The organism is Halanaerobium salsuginis (assembly GCF_900114545.1).
GTDB lineage: Bacteria > Bacillota > Halanaerobiia > Halanaerobiales > Halanaerobiaceae > Halanaerobium > Halanaerobium salsuginis.
Map to the genome: position 1 here is coordinate 1 of NZ_FOTI01000018.1, position 18176 is coordinate 18176.

Sequence of the window (18176 nt, forward strand, 5' to 3'; positions counted from 1 at the left end):
TCATTGCTAAGTATTTAAGAGTAATTCAAAAAAACAAAGAGATAACATGATTCAAACGGTGCTATTTAGATTTCACAACATTTGTCAAAGAACCAATATTAAAAAATATTTTTTTTGAGGAATTTATATTAAAGGGGAGTTAAGCTAATGAAAAAAAATAATAATTATAATATTGATCGGCAAAAATCTTTCTGGGGATTAATTTTTGTTATTCCTTCTTTGCTTTTTTTTGCTATTTTTAGTTTTTATCCTATTTTAAATGCTATTTATATGAGTCTATTTAAAAAGAATTTACTGTCACTTAGAGCACCACAATTTGTTGGCCTTAAAAACTATTTATATTTATTTTCTTCGCGCCAATTTTTGCAGTCAGTTAAAAACAGTGCTATTTTTTCAATTAGTACATTTTTACTACTAGTTTTATTTAGCTTATTTTTTGCAGTTTTAATTTCTAACCTCAGCAAATTTCAAAAGTTTTTTCAGATGGTTTTTTATTCACCAGCTGTCTTATCTTCTGTAGTAGCAGCATTAATCTGGCTTTTTATCTTTGATCCTCGTGGTTTAGCTAATCAGGGTCTTAACTTTTTAGCCAGTACCAGAGGAGTTGATTATAAATGGCTTGCTTCAACTAATATGCTCAGGCTAGCTACAATACTTGTTTATTTCTGGAAATATGTTGGCTATTTTACTATTATTTTTATTGCTGGTATTGGTAGTATACCATCATCTTTATACGAAGCTTCTAAAATAGATGGAGCAACTCCGGTTCAGGAGTTTTTCTATATTACTTTACCACTTTTAAAACCAACCACACTTTTAGTTTCGATTATGGCTATGGTACGCTGTCTTAAAACTTTTAGCACCCAGTATCTCTTTACCACAGCTGGGGCACCTTCTAGACCAATTAATGTCATAACTTTAAATATTTATAATACTGCTATTCAGGATCACCGGATTGGCCTGGCAAGTGCGATGAGTATTTTGTTATTTATAGTGCTAATCTTTTTAGCCTGGGTACAGCTTAAAATATCAAAAAGTGATGAAGTAAGTTATCAATAATAGATGAGGTGTTAACAATGAAATCAAATAATCAAATATTGAGTATTAAAAGCAATAGTTTAGCTGAATTTTCCATCTGGAAACTTTTAATCTGGCTGATTTTAGTAATCTTTGCAGCCTTAATTATAGTACCCTTAATTTTTATGTTTACTGCTTCGATTATGCCAGCAACTGAAATTTTAAAAATGCCTTATCCCTGGTTTACTGGCAAAATTCACTGGCAAAATTATTGGAATGGAATTAAAGGCCCATATAATAGTTTTATTTATTTAAGAAATATTCTTAATTCACTTATAGTGGCTAGTTCGGTTACTTTTACTACAGTTATTTTATCAGCAATTACAGGTTATTCGTTGGCCAAATTTGATTTTAAAGGTAAAAATCTTGTCTTTATTTCAATTATGGCCACAATGATGGTTCCTTTTGAGGCAATTATGGTACCGCTTTATATGGTTGCTTTAAATTTAGGGATTAATGATAGCTATGCCGGTTTAATCTTACCATTTTTAACAAATGCTTTTGGAATTTTTATGATGCGGCAATATCTGTTAACTTTCCCTGATAATATGCTCGATTCAGCCAGAATTGATGGCGCAGGAGAACTAAAAATATTCTGGCAGATTGTGCTGCCAAATTGTAAACCTGTTATAGCAACTCTAGCAGTTTTGACTTTCAGAACTCAGTGGGATAATTTGCTCTGGCCGTTGATGGTTATTCAAAGTGAAGAAATGAAAACTATTCCTCTTTATATAACTAGATTTTTAGCAGAAACCAATACAGATGAAGGCATTATGATGGCAATTGCTGCTACAGCAAGTATTCCAATTTTTATTTTATTTTTCTCTATGTCTAAATATTTTATTAACTCCGGTGTACATTCAGGTTCAAAAAGCTAAAACTTTGTTAAAAGTAATTTTTAAAATTAAAGCAATTAATATATCTCTTAAATTTAAAATTTAATGGAGGGGAAGAATAAATTGATTAAATTTGGAACTGGGGGCTGGCGGGCCATAATAGCCGAGGATTTTACTTTTTATAATGTAAAATTATTAGGCTCAGCCATAGCAGCTTATATTAAAGAAAATAATTATCAAAAAAAAGTAGTAGTTGGTCATGATTACCGTTTTCTTTCAGGAAGATTTTCGCGGGCATTAGCAGAAAGTTTGGTTGAATCAGGTCTCAAAGTATTATTTATGGAAGAGGCAGCTCCAACTCCAATGGTTATGCTGGCAGTAGCAGAAAATAATTTAAATATAGGTGCAGCTGTAACTGCTTCTCACAATTCAGCAGAATATAATGGAGTCAAAATTTTTGTTGAAGGAGGCAGAGATGCTCCCCAAGAAGTTACTGATCGGCTGGAAGAATTATGCTTAGACCTAGAACCAATTAATTATCAAAGAGGTTCCTTTTTCGAGCTGATAGAAGAATCTGCAATTAGCTATTATAATAATAAAAATAATTATCTTGACTCTATATTTTCTCTGGTAGATCAAAAATTGATTAGGGAAAAACATTTTAAGATCCTCTTTAATCCCATGTATGGAGTTGCTAAAGACATTATGCTAATGTGTTTAGCTTCTTTGCGCTGTTATGTTGATACAATTAATGATTATCGGGATACGATGTTTGGCTTAAATATGCCAGCTCCAGATAAAGAACTGCTGGGGGATATGAAGTTTCAAATGAGACGGGGAAATTATGATTTTGGTCTTGCTACAGATGGTGATTCTGACAGAATGGCTTTAATTGATCGGGCAGGAAACTTTATTGATCCCAATAATTTACTTAAGTTACTATATTATTATTTAAAAGAGTACCGGCAGGAAAAAGGCGGTATTGTGCGCAACTTAACGACTACCCATATCCTGGATAGGATGGCTGCTCATTATGGAGAAATTTACCGGGAAGTTCCAGTTGGTTTTAAACATATATCTCAAGCTATGGAAACAGATGACCTTCTATTAGGTGGAGAAAGTAGTGGTGGCCTAAAAATAAGAGGTCATATTAATGGAAAAGATGGTATTTTAGCTGCTGTTTTAGCTGTTGAAATGATTGCTAAAACAGGTAAGACTATTCAAGAAATATTGGCCGAGATTGAGGCTAAGTTTGGTTATTTATATTTTTATAAAATAAATTTTAGCTATAATCAAACTGATAAAGCAAGATTAATTAAACTTCTTTTTGTAGATAAAATTCAATTTGATTTTGCAGCAGTTAAGAATTTATCTGGGAAAAAAATAAATAAAATTTCTTATCAAGATGGTCTTAAATATTATTTTACTGATCAAACCTGGCTGTCAATTCGTTTTTCCGGGACTGAACCTTTACTCAGAATTTACCTAGAAATGAAAACTGAAAGGGAAGCAAAACTTGTGGTAGATTTTATAAAAAAACAGCTCAAAATTTAAATTAAATAAATTTTTTGATCATTAATTTTAAACTAGACTCCCATCATTGTGATGGGAGTTTAGCTTTTTTTATCAGTTAAAATATTGATAATAAAAATAATTTTGCAAAAATTTATTGACAAAAAATTATGATAAGTATATAATAAATGATATTAGAAAAAACGTTTTTGTTGAGGTGGTAAAATTATGAAAAAGAGAGTTACAATTAAAGATATTGCTAAAAAAGCTGACGTGTCAATTAGTACAGTTCATTTTGCCTTAAATAATAAGCCGGGTGTAAGTGAAGCAACCAGAGCCCGAATAAAAAAAATCGCAGCTGAATGTGGTTATCGTCCTAACTTGATTGCTTCTTCTTTGAAAAGACAAACTATTCGTGTAGCAGCGGCCTTTCCGATCCCAACTGAAGATAACCGATTCTATTTCACTAGAATCTGGGAAGGAGTTCGGAAATATATGCAAAAAATGAGTGATTTTAATGTAGAACTATGTGAAATAAAGTATTATGATGACCCCAAAACTCAAGCTGATAGAATAAATAATTTGCTAGAGAAAAATAAAATCGATGGTCTTTTAACAGTTGGACATATGGTTAATTATGGTGCAATGTCAATTGAAAAATTTATTAAAAAAGAAATACCAGTTGTATTAATTAATACTGATTTACCAGAAAGTAATCGCCTCTGTTGTATTCAGCCTGATTACAAAATTATTGGACGTACTCTGGCAGAATTAGTTACTGATCAAATTTCTGCTCAACAAAAAATATTACTTTGTGCTGGTGATAAAAAAATTCCTGCACATTATTTAATTACCCAGGGGTTTGACAGCTATATTGCTGAGAAAGATCTGCAGACTCCTGTCCTGAAAGTTTACGATACTGAACAAAAGGAGGTGCTGTATCAGGAAATTTTGAGTAAAATTGCCAGCTCTGATGTAGCGGCATGTTGTTCTGTTAGTGCACGTAATAGTGTTCTCTTAGGAAAAGCAATTATTGCAACTAAAAGAAAAGGACAGATAACAGCAGTAGGTAGTGATTTATTTGAAGAAAATTTTCAATATTTACGCGAAGGTGTCTTTACACAGCTGCTTTACAAAAAACCTTACTTACAAGCTTATCTGGCAGCTAAGTATTTGCTGGAGTACATTATGCAAAATTCTGTGCCCCCCAGAGATACTATTTATGTTAATAGTGAAGTTGTTTTTCAAAGCAGTATGGCAATGTACGAAGAAGAAACCTATAAACTGTTACTGTAATAAAAAGGGGAGGAATTATTTAAATGAAAAAAATTATTTCTTTAGTATTAATCAGTTTAATCTTTGTTGGCTTATGTTCAGTCGCTGTTTTTGCTCAGGATAAACCTGAATATACTTTTCGTTATGCAGAATTAAATCCTAAAGGCCATATTATGAGTGAAGCGGGTGAATATTTTGCCCAACAGGTTGCTGAAATGTCTAATGGAAGAATTCAAATTAAGGTTTTTCCAGCTGGACAATTGGGAGATGAAAAAACTGTTTACCAGACCCTGCAGATGGGTGGAGTAGTTGACATGGCTCGTGGTAATACAAACTCTTTAGGAGATTTTGGTGCCAAGAAACTTACTTTATTTGGTTTACCCTTTATTTTCCGTGATCGTGAACATCTCTGGAATGTATTAAATAGTGAAATTGGTAACGAATTTTTAAGTGAACCTCAAGAAATTGGTACTGGTATGGTAGGACTTTTCTATCTTGATGAAGGCAGCCGTCACTTTTTTACTAAAGAAGATATAGTTATTAACAGTGTTGAAGATTTCAATGGTCTTAAATTACGGGTACCAACTACAGAGTTAATGACTGAAACTGTTAGTGCACTTGGGGTGCAATCAACTCCAATTAGTTTTTCAGAACTATATTCTGCTCTACAGACTGGTGTAGTTGATGGAGCTGAACAGCCTTTCTCAGGTTATTATTCAAACAAATTTTACGAAGTAGCTCCTAATTATATTTTGACTGGTCATACTTATAGTCCTTCGATTGTTTTAATGAGTGAAGCTTCCTGGGACAAATTAGATCAAGAAGACCAGGTTTTAATTATGGCAGCAGGTAAAGCAACTGAAAAATGGAATCGGAAAAACATTGAACAGCTTGACCAGGAATTACTTGAAAAAATTAAGGCAGCTGGAGTTAATGTTGTAGAAGTACCAGATAAAACTCCCTATATTGAAGCTACTAAAGATGTTGTAATGAAATATATTGCAGGATATGAAGATTATTATAATGCTATCCTGGCAAAATAATATTTAAGTAAGTAATTTTTAGCAGTAGGGACAGTTTAGCTTAATTCCCTACTGCTAATTAAAAATTTTAATAATGGGGGGATAATATGAAATGGGTTACGAAATTTTTTGATGGAGTCTATTTCTTTTTTATGACATCATGTAAATTAGCTTTTATAGCTATGGTAATCATTACTAGTTATGTTGTATTTAATCGTTTTGTAATTAAAAACAGTTTAGTCTGGGGAGAGCCAGTAGTATTAATGTGTATGGTCTACATGTCATTAGTTAGTGCTGCACTTGCAATTCGAAATGATACTCATATCAGAATGTCAGTGATTGATTTTATTGCACCCGAAAAAGTTCTTGCCATAATGAGTGCAGTTGCCCATATTTTTATTTTTGCTTTTGGTTTATTTATGATTGTGTATGGCTGGCAGTTTTCTTTGTTGGCAGGACGAAATATTATCACTGGCGTAGGAATTAGATCAATGTGGCTTTATTTGACCTGTCCATTTGCCGGCATAGCAATTTGCTTAATGGAAATTGAGCGCTGTATAAACTTTTTTGATCGTCTGCATAGAGGAGTTAAACTACATAAGATTACAGTAGCAGATGAAGCAGAAATGCTGGTCGAAGATGCTGAAAAACAAAATGCTGGAATGGAGGAAAAGTAATTATGGATCCCAACACAATCGCAATAATAATTTTAATAGGTTCTTTTTTTATAATGCTTGTTTGTAGATTCCCTATCGCATTTGCTATTGGTATCTCCAGTCTTTTTACTACAATGTATTTAGGTTTACCATTAATGCAGATTGCACAACTGATGGTAAAAGGAGTTAACGTTTTTACTCTAATGGCAGTTCCCTTTTTTATTATAGCAGGAGAATTAATGGGAGCAGGAGGTATTTCCAATCGACTAATTAATTTGGCTAATGCTTTAGTTGGCTGGCTGCGGGGTGGGCTTGCTATGGTTAATATTGTTGCTTCCATGTTTTTTGGAGGTATTTCTGGGTCTTCAACTGCAGATACTGCCTCACTTGGTACTATCCTTATTCCAATGATGAGAGGGCAGGGTTATGATGATGAATTTTCAACTAATGTTACTATGGCTAGTTCAGTTCAGGGGTTGTTAATTCCCCCAAGCCACAATATGGTTATGTATGCTATGGTAGCAGGAAGTGTATCAGTGGGGAGATTATTTTTAGCTGGTATAGTTCCTGGTATAATTCTTGGTATTGCTTTAATGATCTATAGTTATTATATTTCTGTAAAACGAAATTACCCCAAAGGAGATCCTTTTAATCTTAAAAATGTTTTTACAACTTTACTTGATTCTATCTGGGGATTAATAACTGTTTTAATTGTAGTTTTTGGAGTAATTAGTGGAGTATTTACTGCAACAGAATCAGCGGCTATAGCTGTGGTCTGGGCCATTTTTGTTGGTTTTTTTATTTATAAGGAATTGACTATCAAAAAGATGTGGAAAGTTATTGAACGTTCACTTGGTACGTTGGCTATTGTTATGATTTTAATTTCTACTTCACAAGTTTTTGGGTGGCTATTAACTTATCTAGAAATGCCTAAATTAGTCGCAGGAGCTATCACTAGTTTAACAGATAATCGCTATATAATTATGTTTATTTTGAACATAACAATGCTGTTATTAGGTACAATTATGGATATGTCAGCTATTATTCTGGTTACTACACCTATTTTGCTACCAATTGCTATGAACATTGGTCTGGATCCTGTTCATTTTGGTACAATTATGATTCTAAATCTAGGCATTGGTTTAATAACACCTCCTGTAGGAGGAACACTCTTTGTTGGTTCAGCAGTTTCGGGAGTGCCAATTGGCAATTTAATTAAAACATTACTACCTTTTTTTGTTGTAATGATTATAGTTTTGATTATGATTACTTATTTCCCGGCAGTTGTAATGACAATTCCTAATTTAGTTATGCCAGTAATGGGAAGGTAAAGGAGGGTAATTTAGTGAATTCTAGTTTGAATACGGATACAGCTCCTTTATATTTATCTTATCCAGCCCTTGCTGAGCCAGCTGGATTTATAGTGATTTGTCCAGGAGGTGGTTATGAATTTTTATCACCCCGGGAGAGTACCCCAGTAGCAGAAGCTTTTTGGGCAGCTGGCTGGCAGCCTTTTGTGCTGCAGTATACAACCGGCCAGCAGCTTGGCAATAAACCGCTGCTCGAACTGGCAGCTGCAGTGAGACAAATTAGAAAGCAGGCCCAGTTAGCCGGGCAGTCAGATAAGCCTATTTTTGTCTGTGGATTTTCAGCAGGTGGTCATGTTGCTGCAAGTCTTGGTGTACATTGGAATGATTTAAAGCTTTTCTCAGCTGAGGCTGAGTTAGATTTACATAAACCAACTGGATTAATTCTCTGTTACCCAGTCATCTCAGCTGGCAAATATGCTCATCAGGCAAGTATAGCAGCTCTAGCTGGACAAGAAGATACGAGTTATTTTTCCTTAGAGAATTACATAAATACTGCTACACCGCCAACTTTTTTATGGCATACTATGACAGACGAAACAGTGCCTGTTCAGAATACTATGCTGTTTGCATCTGGTCTGATAAAATTTAATATCCCGACTGAAGTGCATATTTATCCAGCTGGACCTCATGGTTTGTCTTTAGCCACTGAAGCTGTAGCTGAACCAGAAAAAGGTAGATTTGCTGATCCACATGTTGCTGGCTGGTTTAGAGAATGTCTAGAATGGCTAGCTAATTTTAAAATAAAGGAGTAATGATAATGGCAGAATGGAAAAATGAAACCGAAATGTTTAGCCTGATGAAAGCAAAGCTTTATACCCCAGTAGTAGGTGATATTTTAGATGCTATGGGCTATACTCATCAATTTATGCCGCCCTATATTCGCCCTTTAAAAGATGAAATGAAACTGGCTGGTAAAGCCTGTCCAGTTTTAGAACATGATGTTTTTGGAGTGCAGGAAAAACCATTTGGGCTTTTGACAGAAGCACTTGATCAATTAGAAAAAAATGAAATATATGTTGCAACAGGTGCTCACAACAGTGCTCTCTGGGGAGAAATCTTAACGGCAACTGCTAAAAGTAGAGGCAGTGTTGGCGCGGTAGTAGATGGCTGGCATCGTGATACTCCCCAGGTTCTGAGCCAGAACTGGCCTGTTTTTAGTCAAGGCTGTTGGGCCCAGGATTCCAGTATTAGAACTAATGTAGTTGACTTTAGATGTCCGATTGAAATTGGTCAGGTTACAATTGAAAATGGGGATATTATCTTTGGTGATATAGATGGAGTTTTAGTAATTCCCGGACAAGTTGCAGAGGAAGTGATCGAAAAGGCACTCGCTAAAGCAGCTGGTGAGAAAGTTGTTCGAAAGGCAATTGAAGCTGGAATGAGTGCTACTGCTGCTTTCGAAAAATATGGTATTTTATAAGAAGGGAGATACTGCAGGATGAAGCAACAGGTCGCATTTCAGATTGATCAAAATGATAATGTAGCTACTGCTTTAATGGAGCTAACAGCAGCTTCTGTTAAGCTGAGAGGAGATGCTAAACAAAAGTATATTTTAGCTAGCGAAAATATTCCGCAAGGGCATAAAATTGCTTTAAAAGATATTAAGTCAGGTCAGCAGATTATTAAATATGGGATAGTTATTGGCCAGGCTACTCAAGATATTAAGCAAGGTCAGTGGGTTCATCTGCACTGTATGGCCAGTCTATATGATGAACGTTCTAGTCAGCTTGATGTTAAAACAGGAGTACCTCAGGATATTAAATATGAATAAAAGGGGGGAACAAAAATGCAGTGGCAGGGATTTTTACGTAAAGATGATAAACTTGGAATTAGGAATCGTGTTCTGGTTATTTATACAGTCGAATGTTCGGCTTTCGTAGCTCGGGAAATTACTCGTCTTAGTGCCAGTCTTGATGTTGAGTGTATTGGCTTTGCTGGCTGTACTGATAATGAATATGCAGTTAGATTATTAATTTCATTAATTCGTCATCCTAATATAGGGGGAGTACTTGTAGTTGGGCTGGGTTGTGAATATATTCAACCAGAATGGCTGGCTAATATTGCAGCTGAAGCTGGTAAAGAAAATGCCTGGCTTTTTATTCAACAAGAAGGTGGTACTGCTGCAACTATTAAGCGGGGAACTGTTCTAGTAAAAGATATGCTGGCTGAGTTACAGCAGACCAGACGTGCCTCCATGCAGTTAGCTGATTTAGTAATTGGTGCTGAGTGTGGTGGTAGTGATTATACAAGTGGACTGGCAGGTAATGTTGTTGTCGGTAGATTTTTTGATAATTTAGTTGAAGCTGGTGGAACAGCTATTTTTGAAGAAATTGTTGAAGCAATTGGGTTACTTAATTTACTTAAAGAACGTGCTCTCAATCCAGAAGTTGAAGCTAAATTAGTTTATACATATCAGAAAGCACTTGCTTACTGTAAATCAGTTAGGCAGTATTCAGTGAGTCCAGGCAATTTTGCAGGTGGGCTTAGCACAATTGAGGAAAAAAGTATGGGAGCTTTTATTAAAAGTGGTACAAAAGCAATCAAAGGTGTCTTAAAAGTAGCTGAAAAACCACCTGAAGCAGGTCTCTGGCTGCTTGATTCTACTCCTGATCCTCACTGGATGCAGTTTGGAATCACTAACCCTAATGATAGTGAAGGCTTAATCGACTTAATTTCAGCTGGCTGTCATCTGGTATTTTTAGTTACTGGAAGAGGGAGTGTAGTTGGTAGTGCAGTTGCTCCCTGTTTAAAAATAACAGGAAATAGTGATACTTATCAAAAATTGATTGATGACATGGATTTCAATGCAGGTAAAGTTTTAACAGGAGAGTGTACTTTGGCTGAATCAGCAGCAGAACTAAGCAAAATGGTAGCTGCTGTTGCTGCAGGCAGCTTAACTAAAAGTGAAGAACTGGGCCATAAAGAATATTTTATTCCTTATAAGTATCAGGAAAAAACTCTTACTTTACCACCAAAATGTAAATTATAATAAAATTAAATCAGGAGGTTTTAAAATGTCAATTAATTCTACAGATTTTAAAATAAATGATGCTTATTCCCTGCAGGGAAAAACTGCTATTGTTACTGGAGGATCAACAGGTTTAGGACTTGCTATTACTAGATGTTTGGTTAGTGCAGGAGCTAAAGTAGTTGTAGTCAGCTTTGAAACTGAAGCCCAGGCTGAATCTAGTCTGGCCGAATTTGGCAGTCAGGCTGTTTTTTATCAATTTGATATTACTAAAACAGATCAGGCTGGACAATTAGTAAATAAAATAATTGCTGAACAGGGTCAAATTAGTATTTTGATTAATAATGCTGGCAATCACTGCAAAAAATTTATCTGGGATATGTCAGTAGCAGATTATAGTCGAGTTCTAGAAGTACATTTAATAGGTGCATTTGCATTAACTAAAGCTCTAGTACCACATTTGAAAACATTCCGGGAAGGTAGTATTGTTTTTATGGCAAGTATGACAAGCTATATTGGTCAGCCGCAAGTAAGCGGTTATTCGACAGCTAAAGCAGGTTATCTTGGTTTAGTCCATACTTTAACTGCTGAGCTAGCCGAATTTGGAATACGAGTCAATGCAATTGCACCGGGCTGGATTGATACTCCAATGTTTCGGCAGGCAACAGATAATGATTCAGAACGGCTTGCAAAAATTATGGGAAGAATACCTGCCAAAAAAGTTGGGAATCCAATGGATGTTGGCATGTGTGCTGCTTTTCTATGCAGTGAGGCAGCAAGCTATATCAATGGAGCCTGTATTCCAGTTGATGGCGGCGCCCTGATTGGATTTTAGGGTGGTCAGATGAATAATAAATTTTCGGAAGATCTCTACTTGACCAATCAAACTGGGCAGCAGCTTTATCACAAGATTGCTAAAAAAATGCCAATTATTGATTATCACTGTCATTTACAGCCCCGGGAAATTTGGGAGAATAAAAGATTTTCAGATTTAGGAGAGATGTGGTTGGCAGGTGATCACTATAAATGGCGTGCCATGCGTACTTTTGGGATTGCTGAAAAATATATAACTGGTTCAGCAAGCTATTACGAAAAATATCTGGCTTTCGCTAAAATAATGCCGCAGTTAATTGGCAATCCGCTTTATATTTGGTCTGCTTTAGAATTGAAAAGATTCTTTGGAATTGAAGAACCATTATCAGCAGAAAATGCTGATCAAATATATTTTGAAACTAAAAAAATTATCAAGCAGCAAAATTTGACTCCCCGACGCTGTATGGAGCTGTCAAATGTAGAGTTGGTCAGTACTACAGAAGATCCAATTGATTCATTAGAATATCATCAAAAGCTAAAACAGGATCATTCCTGTCAGATTAAAGTATTATCTGCTTTTCGACCTGATCAGGCAATGTTTTGTGAGTCTTCTAATTTTGCTAACTATATTATGCAGCTTGCTAAAGCCGCTGCTACAGATATTACTGATTTTAAAAGTTTACTGCTAGCTTTAGAAAAGAGATTAAAATATTTTAAAAAAATTGGAACTACTATCAGTGATAATGGGATTCCTTATTTTAATTGGGCAAATTATCGATCAACTGAAATTGATAATATTTTTAGACGAGCTGTTGTTGGTGATAATTTGACAAAAAAAGAGATTGATCAATATCGCTCGGCTTTTTTAATTGAAATGGCTCGTATGTATAATAGAAATGATTATGTAATGCAGCTGCATATTGGGACTTATCTTAATGCAAATACAGCTAAAGTAGCTCAAATTGGTCAGTCAACTGGTTTTGACTGTACAGATGATAGTACAAATATAAAAAGTGTTGGTCAGCTGCTTGATAAATTAACTTCTCTTGGAGAACTTCCCAAAACTATTCTTTATCCATTAGATAGTAATCAAATCGAAAATTTTGCAATTCTGGCAGCAGCTTTTTGTGAAAGTGGAGTTCGAGCTAAAGTGCAGCTGGGAGCACCCTGGTGGTTTAATGATCAAGTTTATGGAATTAAGCGTCAATTGGCTGCTGCTGCCAATCTTTATCCAATTAGCCTTTCTGTCGGTATGCTGACTGATAGTCGTAGTTTTTTAAGTTATCCTAGACATGAACTTTATCGGCGAGTTTTATGTAATTATTTAGGAGAATTAATTGAACGGGGTGAATATTTTTCCAATCAGGCAGATCTAAAAAAAGTGATTGAAAATATTTGTTATTATAATGTTAAAAATTTTTTTGATTTTTAAAAAGAGGTGCTGGCATGAAAATAGTAAAATTTGAGACCTGGTGGGTTAAAAGAGATCAATGCTTTTTTGATCAGAAAAGACAAGGGGGCAGTAAAATGCCCTGGGATGTTGTTGTTATAAAAATTAGTACAGATACTGGTATAACAGGACTTTCTACTGCTTTAGCTGCTAGATCTGGTGCAGTTACAGAAGGCTATCTGCAGGATAATATCGGACCAGTTCTACTTGGAAGAGATCCTTATCAAAGAGAAGCTATCTGGCATGATCTCTGGAATTTGGATCGTCATCTTTGTTTCTTTCCAGTATTTTTACCCGGGCCAGTTGATGTTGCTTTATGGGATATTGCTGCTCAGGCAGCAAATTTGCCTCTATATAAATATTTAGGAGCTTACCGTAATAAATTACCTGTTTATGCAAGTGGACTTTTTCATAATAAAATAAATGATTATGTAGAAGAAGCTTTATATTATAAGGCTCAGGGTATCAAAGCTTATAAAGCTCATCCTTCTGGCCCGATAAAAAAAGATCTGGCGATTCATCAGGCAATTAGGGAAGCTGTTGGAGATGACTATATTCTAATGAGTGATCCAGTGGCAGAATATACCTTGCCAGAAGCTATTAAAATAGCTCGTCAACTAGAACAGCTAAACTATCTCTGGCTGGAAGAACCTTTTCGTGATTTTGAGTTATACAAGTACAGTCAGTTATGTCAGACAGTTGATTTGCCAATTGCAGCAACTGAAACTACGCGAGGATGTCACTGGGGAGTAGCTCAGTCAATTGCTCAACAGGCAGCTGATATTGTACGGGCAGATGTTTCCTGGAAAAATGGGGTAACAGGAACTTTAAAGATAGCTCATTTAGCCGAAGCTTTTGGTTTGAATTGTGAAATACATACTACAACTATGAATTATCTTGATTTAGTTAATTTACATGTTTCCTGTGCAATCAGAAATTGTTCTTATTTTGAATATTTTGTCCCAGAAAGTAATTTTCAATTTCCAATGTTAGGACAGCTGCCAATCGATCAGGATGGTATGATTACAGTACCTGAAAAACCAGGCATTGGAGGAGAGCTTGATTGGGATTTAATCAAAAAGCAAACTATATCATATAAAAAAATAGAATTATAAATTTGGTGATCTATTTAATTATGAAAGGATTTTAAAATGACTCAAATTAAAGATATAAAAATTTATCAAGCAACTTCAAAAATATCACAAAAAATTTCAGATGCAACTCATGATATTTCAAATATTTCATTTTATATTGTCGAATTGATTACTGAGCAAAATATAGTTGGTCAAGGATATTTACTATCTTTTCATTATTCTCCAGCAGCAATTAAAGGAGCACTAGCTGATTTAAAAGACTTTATTTTAGCAGGAAATTACCATATTTATGAAACTATAAAAATGAAGCAGGAATATGAACTTGAGACAGAATATTTCGGCAGTAATGGTTTGCAAAAATGGGCTCAGGCAGTTTTTAATCTTGCAATGTGGGATGCCTGGGGACATCAGCTTAAACAACCTGTCTGGAAATTACTAGGTGGTAGCGCTAGTAAAATACCAGTTTATGGTAGTGGGGGCTGGCTATCATATACTGATCAGGAATTATTAGAAGAAGTTCTAGCTTATCAAAAACGAGGATTTTCAGCAGTGAAAATAAAAGTTGGCTCGTCAGCTATCGAACGAGATGTTCAGCGAATTACTAAGGTACGAGAAGCTGTTGGTACAGAAATTAAAATTATGATTGATGCCAATCAGGGATTAGATGTTCCGGCAGCGATTAAACTAGCTCAGCTGGCTGCTAAGTTGGATATTCATTGGTTTGAAGAACCAATTCTTCGGACTGACTTTGCCGGCTATCAAACGATTCGCCAGAAATCATCAATTTCACTTGCTATGGGAGAAAGAGAATATGACTGTACAACCTTAAAAGAATTAATTAGACGTAATGCTCTAGATTTATGGCAGCCAGATATTATTAGAATTGGTGGTGTAGAAGGCTGGCGTAGCTCAGCTGCATTAGCTGCTTTAAATAATATTCCCATATTACCGCATTACTATAAAGATTATGATGTTCCTCTTCTGAATACAGTAACTAATGCGTATGGAGCTGAATCTTTTGACTGGATTGATGATTTAATTGATAATAAAATGTTAGTTAAAGCTGGATATGCCTATCCGAGATCAGGTAGTGGTTGGGGTTTTAGTTTTAAAAAAGAACTTTTAAAAGAGGTGCAGTAGTGAATATAGAAATTGAAAAGACTTTAGCAGAATTATTTTCACTGGCAGGGCGAGTTGGAATTGTAACAGGAGCTTCTGGAGGCATTGGAGCTGGTATTGCAGAAGTTTTAGTTAAAGTAGGGGCTAAAGTTTATGATTTTAGTCGGAGTGGTCAAGGAAAATTTAATCATCCTAATCTAACTCATTTGGCGGTTGATATTACAGATAGGAAAAAAGTTGAACAGCTGATTCAAGAAATAGGAGAGGCAGAAGGATTAGATTTCTTAGTTAATAATGCAGGAATAACTAAACGACAGCGAGCAGAAGAAATTGAGCAGGAATTCTGGGCAAAAATTAATCAGGTTAATCTAACAGCTGTTTTTCATTTAAGTCAGGCTGCCTATCCTTATTTAAAGAAATCTCAATATATCGGCAGAATTGTTAATATTTCTTCTATGGCAGCTCAACTAGGTTTTGCAGAAGTTGTTCCCTACTGTGCCACTAAAGCTGGTGTAGCAGGCTTAACAAGAGGGCTATCAGTTGAATGGGTAGCAGATAATATTTTAGTAAATTCGGTTGCTCCTGGCTGGATTCCTTCTCAGATGAGTATCCAGGTTATGGACGAAGATCGCAAAGCAAAGATTTTAGACCGGATGAGTATGCACAAATTTGGTGAAGCCCGGGATATCGGAACAATGGTACTCTATTTAATTAGCAATGCCGGCAAATATATAACCGGACAAGAAATTGCAGTTGATGGTGGGGCTTTAAGTTATGGTTATTAATTAAATTAAATCTCCTGTTTTAAATTTAGTTCATCTGCAAAAGTTTTTTTAAGTTGAATTAATAGATATCCTTTTAGATCACGGTTGCCATTTTCATAGGCAAGCAGTAATTTATTGACAAGATAATAAAAATCATTTTCTGCTTTAGTTAAATCCTGATAGTGATTATTGATTACCTGCAAAAAGGCTTGTTCAGCTTGAGCAGGTTTTTCTATTTTTTGGACAGCTGCTGTTAGTATTTCAACAGCATTTTTATAAACTGGTCCTTTTCCATATTTAAGCCAATTTTCATTAATAGTAAATCTTTCAGCTAGAATCGTTAGTAAGTGATTTGATGGCTGATTAGTACCACTTTCTATTGCTGCAATAGTCGACTGACCAACTTCTAATAAATCTGAAAATTCTTGCTGGGTAAGATTTAAATCTAGCCGAATAGTTTTGATTCTTTTATTTAATTCAGGTTTTTTAGCAGACATAAAGACCACCTCTTATTATTTTATGATTAAAAATAACTTTTTTGCACTTGACAAAATCTTATTATGATAATATAATAGCAATAAGTTAAAAAATACATTAGTTCACTAAAAACAGGCACAAAAATTCCCTGGTTTGGGTCTGAAAAAAGGAGGGAATTATGACATTAATTCAGGGCAGCAAAAACAGTGGGGACTGTTTTACTTAAATTATATCACAGCAAAATTTGCAAGTAAATTTTAAACTTATGTTTTCAATTTAAAAAAAGACTGAATCTTTATAACTATTTTATTTATCTTTAAATTAAAGAAGTTATTATTCTGGGGCCCAGGGCCGGGAAATTTAAATTTCCTGGCCCTATTTTTATGCTTATTTAGAAACGATTATTATTTTATAATAATTTAGGAGGTAATTAAATGTTAAAAAAGCTTAATTTAATCACTATCTTAATTTTAATTGTATTTTTGGGTTCAGGAAATATCTTAGCTGCAACTACTATTGAAATTTGGCATAGAGGAGATATGGCTTATAATGAAGCTTATCAGGAAATTGGCGAACGTTTTTCTAAAAAATATCCTGAGCTAAAAGTAAATTTTGTTTTATACCCTAAATTAGAGGATAAATTGATAACTGCTGGGATGAGCGACAGCTTACCTGATGCCTGGATTCTTGATAATGTAACAACTGGCAAATGGGTTAGTAAAGGGTTTGTAAGTAAAGTTGATCGTAGTGAATTTTCTGATCAAATTATGAATGTTGCCTGGCAAACTGCTCTTGCAAATGATGGTAACTATTATGCAATTCCCTGGTCAGTACAGGGGATGGCAATGTATTATCGTAAAGATTGGTTTAAAAACTTAGATTTGCAATTTCCTAAAACATGGGACCAGCTTGAAGAAGCAGCAGAACAGCTTACTTATAATGATCCTGATCAGGATGGTAAAAATAACACCTATGGAATTGCATTATATGGAGCAAGTACCCGGGGCTATGGATATTGGACTTTACAAAATTTTCTCTGGCAGGCAGGTGGGAGTCTAGTCAAAAAAACAGCTTCTGGCAAATATAAAGCTAATCTTGACACTGAAGCTACCAAAAAAGCTTTAAAATTTTTACATGATTTAGTTTATCAAGATAAAGTGGTTCCACCTGGAGTGAGTGCAGCTCAATCAACTGAAGTATATTCTTCTTTTCAGAATGGCTTAGTGGGAATGGTTTTTCATGCTAATTATAAAAATAGTGCTTATGTTACTTCTTTAGGGAGAGCAAATGTCGGTTCTGCAATAATGCCTGCTGGACCTGCTGGTAGTTTCTCTTTAGGGGAAGGTGAAAATATTTATATTAATAGTGACAGCAAAAAATATGAGGCAGTTATTAAATTAGCTAAGTTTATGACATCTACTGATATTCAAAAATTTGGGATGCAGATTACGCCTTCTAATCCCGTTAGACTTTCTGTTAGAAAAGATATTGATATCACAAAAGTAACAAATAATTTACTGGATAAGCCATTTCAAGCAGCCTTCTTAAATAATAAAGTTAAGTATCCAGAAGGAATTCCCGATTATTATCCAGTTAAAATAATTGCAGCAGAATTAATGCAGGAAGTATTTTTATCTCAGAGTAAACCTGACTATGAAAAGCTTATTAGTAAATATAACGAACAGATTAACCAGGAATTGTCTAAACAGGGTATACTGGCCCAATAATTAACTATGTTTTTTA

General features: G+C 34.8%; 18 protein-coding genes. 17 read left to right on the top strand and 1 reads right to left on the bottom strand.

What is annotated here, in order from left to right; all coding sequences use genetic code 11:
- Window positions 1-147 precede the first annotated feature (147 nt).
- From BMZ74_RS07180 to BMZ74_RS07255, 16 genes are all read left to right on the top strand, one after another.
- Window positions 148-1059 (top strand): carbohydrate ABC transporter permease, encoded by a 912-nt coding sequence (locus tag BMZ74_RS07180; protein ID WP_089861500.1) that lies wholly within the window; start codon window positions 148-150, stop codon window positions 1057-1059.
- Between the two features lie 17 nt (window positions 1060-1076).
- Window positions 1077-1955: a carbohydrate ABC transporter permease gene (locus tag BMZ74_RS07185; protein WP_089861502.1), complete on the top strand. Its 879-nt coding sequence runs from the start codon at window positions 1077-1079 to the stop codon at window positions 1953-1955.
- An 81-nt stretch (window positions 1956-2036) separates the two neighbouring features.
- Window positions 2037-3467, top strand: a complete 1431-nt coding sequence (locus BMZ74_RS07190) for a phosphohexomutase domain-containing protein (RefSeq protein WP_089861504.1) — start codon at window positions 2037-2039, stop codon at window positions 3465-3467.
- Window positions 3468-3653: 186 nt separating this feature from the next.
- The gene (locus BMZ74_RS07195; RefSeq protein WP_089861506.1) at window positions 3654-4721 is read left to right on the top strand and encodes a LacI family DNA-binding transcriptional regulator; all 1068 of its coding nucleotides are present in this window, start codon (window positions 3654-3656) and stop codon (window positions 4719-4721) included.
- 23 nt (window positions 4722-4744) lie between these two features.
- Window positions 4745-5743 (top strand): TRAP transporter substrate-binding protein, encoded by a 999-nt coding sequence (locus BMZ74_RS07200; RefSeq protein WP_089861507.1) that lies wholly within the window; start codon window positions 4745-4747, stop codon window positions 5741-5743.
- Between the two features lie 86 nt (window positions 5744-5829).
- Window positions 5830-6399 carry a TRAP transporter small permease gene (locus tag BMZ74_RS07205; RefSeq protein WP_089861509.1) on the top strand — a complete coding sequence of 190 codons (570 nt, stop codon included), beginning with the start codon at window positions 5830-5832 and terminating at the stop codon, window positions 6397-6399.
- Window positions 6400-6401: 2 nt separating this feature from the next.
- Window positions 6402-7709 (top strand): TRAP transporter large permease, encoded by a 1308-nt coding sequence (locus BMZ74_RS07210; protein ID WP_089861511.1) that lies wholly within the window; start codon window positions 6402-6404, stop codon window positions 7707-7709.
- Between the two features lie 14 nt (window positions 7710-7723).
- Window positions 7724-8500, top strand: a complete 777-nt coding sequence (locus BMZ74_RS07215; RefSeq protein ID WP_218142057.1) for an alpha/beta hydrolase — start codon at window positions 7724-7726, stop codon at window positions 8498-8500.
- Window positions 8501-8505: 5 nt separating this feature from the next.
- The gene (locus BMZ74_RS07220) at window positions 8506-9168 is read left to right on the top strand and encodes an RraA family protein (RefSeq protein ID WP_089861513.1); all 663 of its coding nucleotides are present in this window, start codon (window positions 8506-8508) and stop codon (window positions 9166-9168) included.
- Window positions 9169-9186: 18 nt separating this feature from the next.
- Entirely contained in the window at window positions 9187-9519 is a 333-nt protein-coding gene (locus tag BMZ74_RS07225; protein WP_089861515.1) for a UxaA family hydrolase, read from the top strand.
- 15 nt (window positions 9520-9534) lie between these two features.
- Complete coding sequence (locus BMZ74_RS07230) at window positions 9535-10737, top strand: UxaA family hydrolase (protein ID WP_089861517.1); 1203 nt, start codon at window positions 9535-9537, stop codon at window positions 10735-10737.
- Between the two features lie 25 nt (window positions 10738-10762).
- The gene (locus tag BMZ74_RS07235; protein WP_089861519.1) at window positions 10763-11551 is read left to right on the top strand and encodes an SDR family NAD(P)-dependent oxidoreductase; all 789 of its coding nucleotides are present in this window, start codon (window positions 10763-10765) and stop codon (window positions 11549-11551) included.
- 9 nt (window positions 11552-11560) lie between these two features.
- Entirely contained in the window at window positions 11561-12961 is a 1401-nt protein-coding gene (gene uxaC, locus BMZ74_RS07240; RefSeq protein WP_089861521.1) for a glucuronate isomerase, read from the top strand.
- Window positions 12962-12975: 14 nt separating this feature from the next.
- Window positions 12976-14094: an enolase C-terminal domain-like protein gene (locus BMZ74_RS07245; protein WP_089861523.1), complete on the top strand. Its 1119-nt coding sequence runs from the start codon at window positions 12976-12978 to the stop codon at window positions 14092-14094.
- A 36-nt stretch (window positions 14095-14130) separates the two neighbouring features.
- On the top strand, window positions 14131-15213 hold the full coding sequence (locus BMZ74_RS07250; protein WP_089861525.1) for a mandelate racemase/muconate lactonizing enzyme family protein: 1083 nt from the start codon (window positions 14131-14133) through the stop codon (window positions 15211-15213).
- Entirely contained in the window at window positions 15213-15977 is a 765-nt protein-coding gene (locus BMZ74_RS07255) for an SDR family NAD(P)-dependent oxidoreductase (protein WP_218142058.1), read from the top strand. The genes BMZ74_RS07250 and BMZ74_RS07255 overlap by 1 nt, the downstream gene beginning before the upstream one ends.
- Window positions 15978-15982: 5 nt before the next feature.
- Here BMZ74_RS07255 and BMZ74_RS07260 read toward each other — a convergent pair whose 3' ends face one another.
- Complete coding sequence (locus BMZ74_RS07260) at window positions 15983-16453, bottom strand: helix-turn-helix domain-containing protein (RefSeq protein ID WP_089861527.1); 471 nt, start codon at window positions 16451-16453, stop codon at window positions 15983-15985.
- A 414-nt stretch (window positions 16454-16867) separates the two neighbouring features.
- Between BMZ74_RS07260 and BMZ74_RS07265 the strand changes: the two genes are divergently transcribed.
- Entirely contained in the window at window positions 16868-18160 is a 1293-nt protein-coding gene (locus BMZ74_RS07265) for an ABC transporter substrate-binding protein (protein ID WP_089861529.1), read from the top strand.
- Window positions 18161-18176 lie beyond the last annotated feature (16 nt).

Coding starts and splice junctions, on each gene's coding strand:
- BMZ74_RS07185 (WP_089861502.1), top strand. CDS start 1,077: ATGAAATCAAATAATCAAATATTGAGTATTAAAAGCAATAGTTTAGCT.
- BMZ74_RS07235 (WP_089861519.1), top strand. CDS start 10,763: ATGTCAATTAATTCTACAGATTTTAAAATAAATGATGCTTATTCCCTG.
- BMZ74_RS07250 (WP_089861525.1), top strand. CDS start 14,131: ATGACTCAAATTAAAGATATAAAAATTTATCAAGCAACTTCAAAAATA.
- BMZ74_RS07220 (WP_089861513.1), top strand. CDS start 8,506: ATGGCAGAATGGAAAAATGAAACCGAAATGTTTAGCCTGATGAAAGCA.
- BMZ74_RS07195 (WP_089861506.1), top strand. CDS start 3,654: ATGAAAAAGAGAGTTACAATTAAAGATATTGCTAAAAAAGCTGACGTG.
- BMZ74_RS07245 (WP_089861523.1), top strand. CDS start 12,976: ATGAAAATAGTAAAATTTGAGACCTGGTGGGTTAAAAGAGATCAATGC.
- BMZ74_RS07180 (WP_089861500.1), top strand. CDS start 148: ATGAAAAAAAATAATAATTATAATATTGATCGGCAAAAATCTTTCTGG.
- BMZ74_RS07205 (WP_089861509.1), top strand. CDS start 5,830: ATGAAATGGGTTACGAAATTTTTTGATGGAGTCTATTTCTTTTTTATG.
- BMZ74_RS07260 (WP_089861527.1), bottom strand. CDS start 16,453: ATGTCTGCTAAAAAACCTGAATTAAATAAAAGAATCAAAACTATTCGG.
- uxaC (WP_089861521.1), top strand. CDS start 11,561: ATGAATAATAAATTTTCGGAAGATCTCTACTTGACCAATCAAACTGGG.
- BMZ74_RS07265 (WP_089861529.1), top strand. CDS start 16,868: ATGTTAAAAAAGCTTAATTTAATCACTATCTTAATTTTAATTGTATTT.
- BMZ74_RS07230 (WP_089861517.1), top strand. CDS start 9,535: ATGCAGTGGCAGGGATTTTTACGTAAAGATGATAAACTTGGAATTAGG.
- BMZ74_RS07210 (WP_089861511.1), top strand. CDS start 6,402: ATGGATCCCAACACAATCGCAATAATAATTTTAATAGGTTCTTTTTTT.
- BMZ74_RS07200 (WP_089861507.1), top strand. CDS start 4,745: ATGAAAAAAATTATTTCTTTAGTATTAATCAGTTTAATCTTTGTTGGC.
- BMZ74_RS07225 (WP_089861515.1), top strand. CDS start 9,187: ATGAAGCAACAGGTCGCATTTCAGATTGATCAAAATGATAATGTAGCT.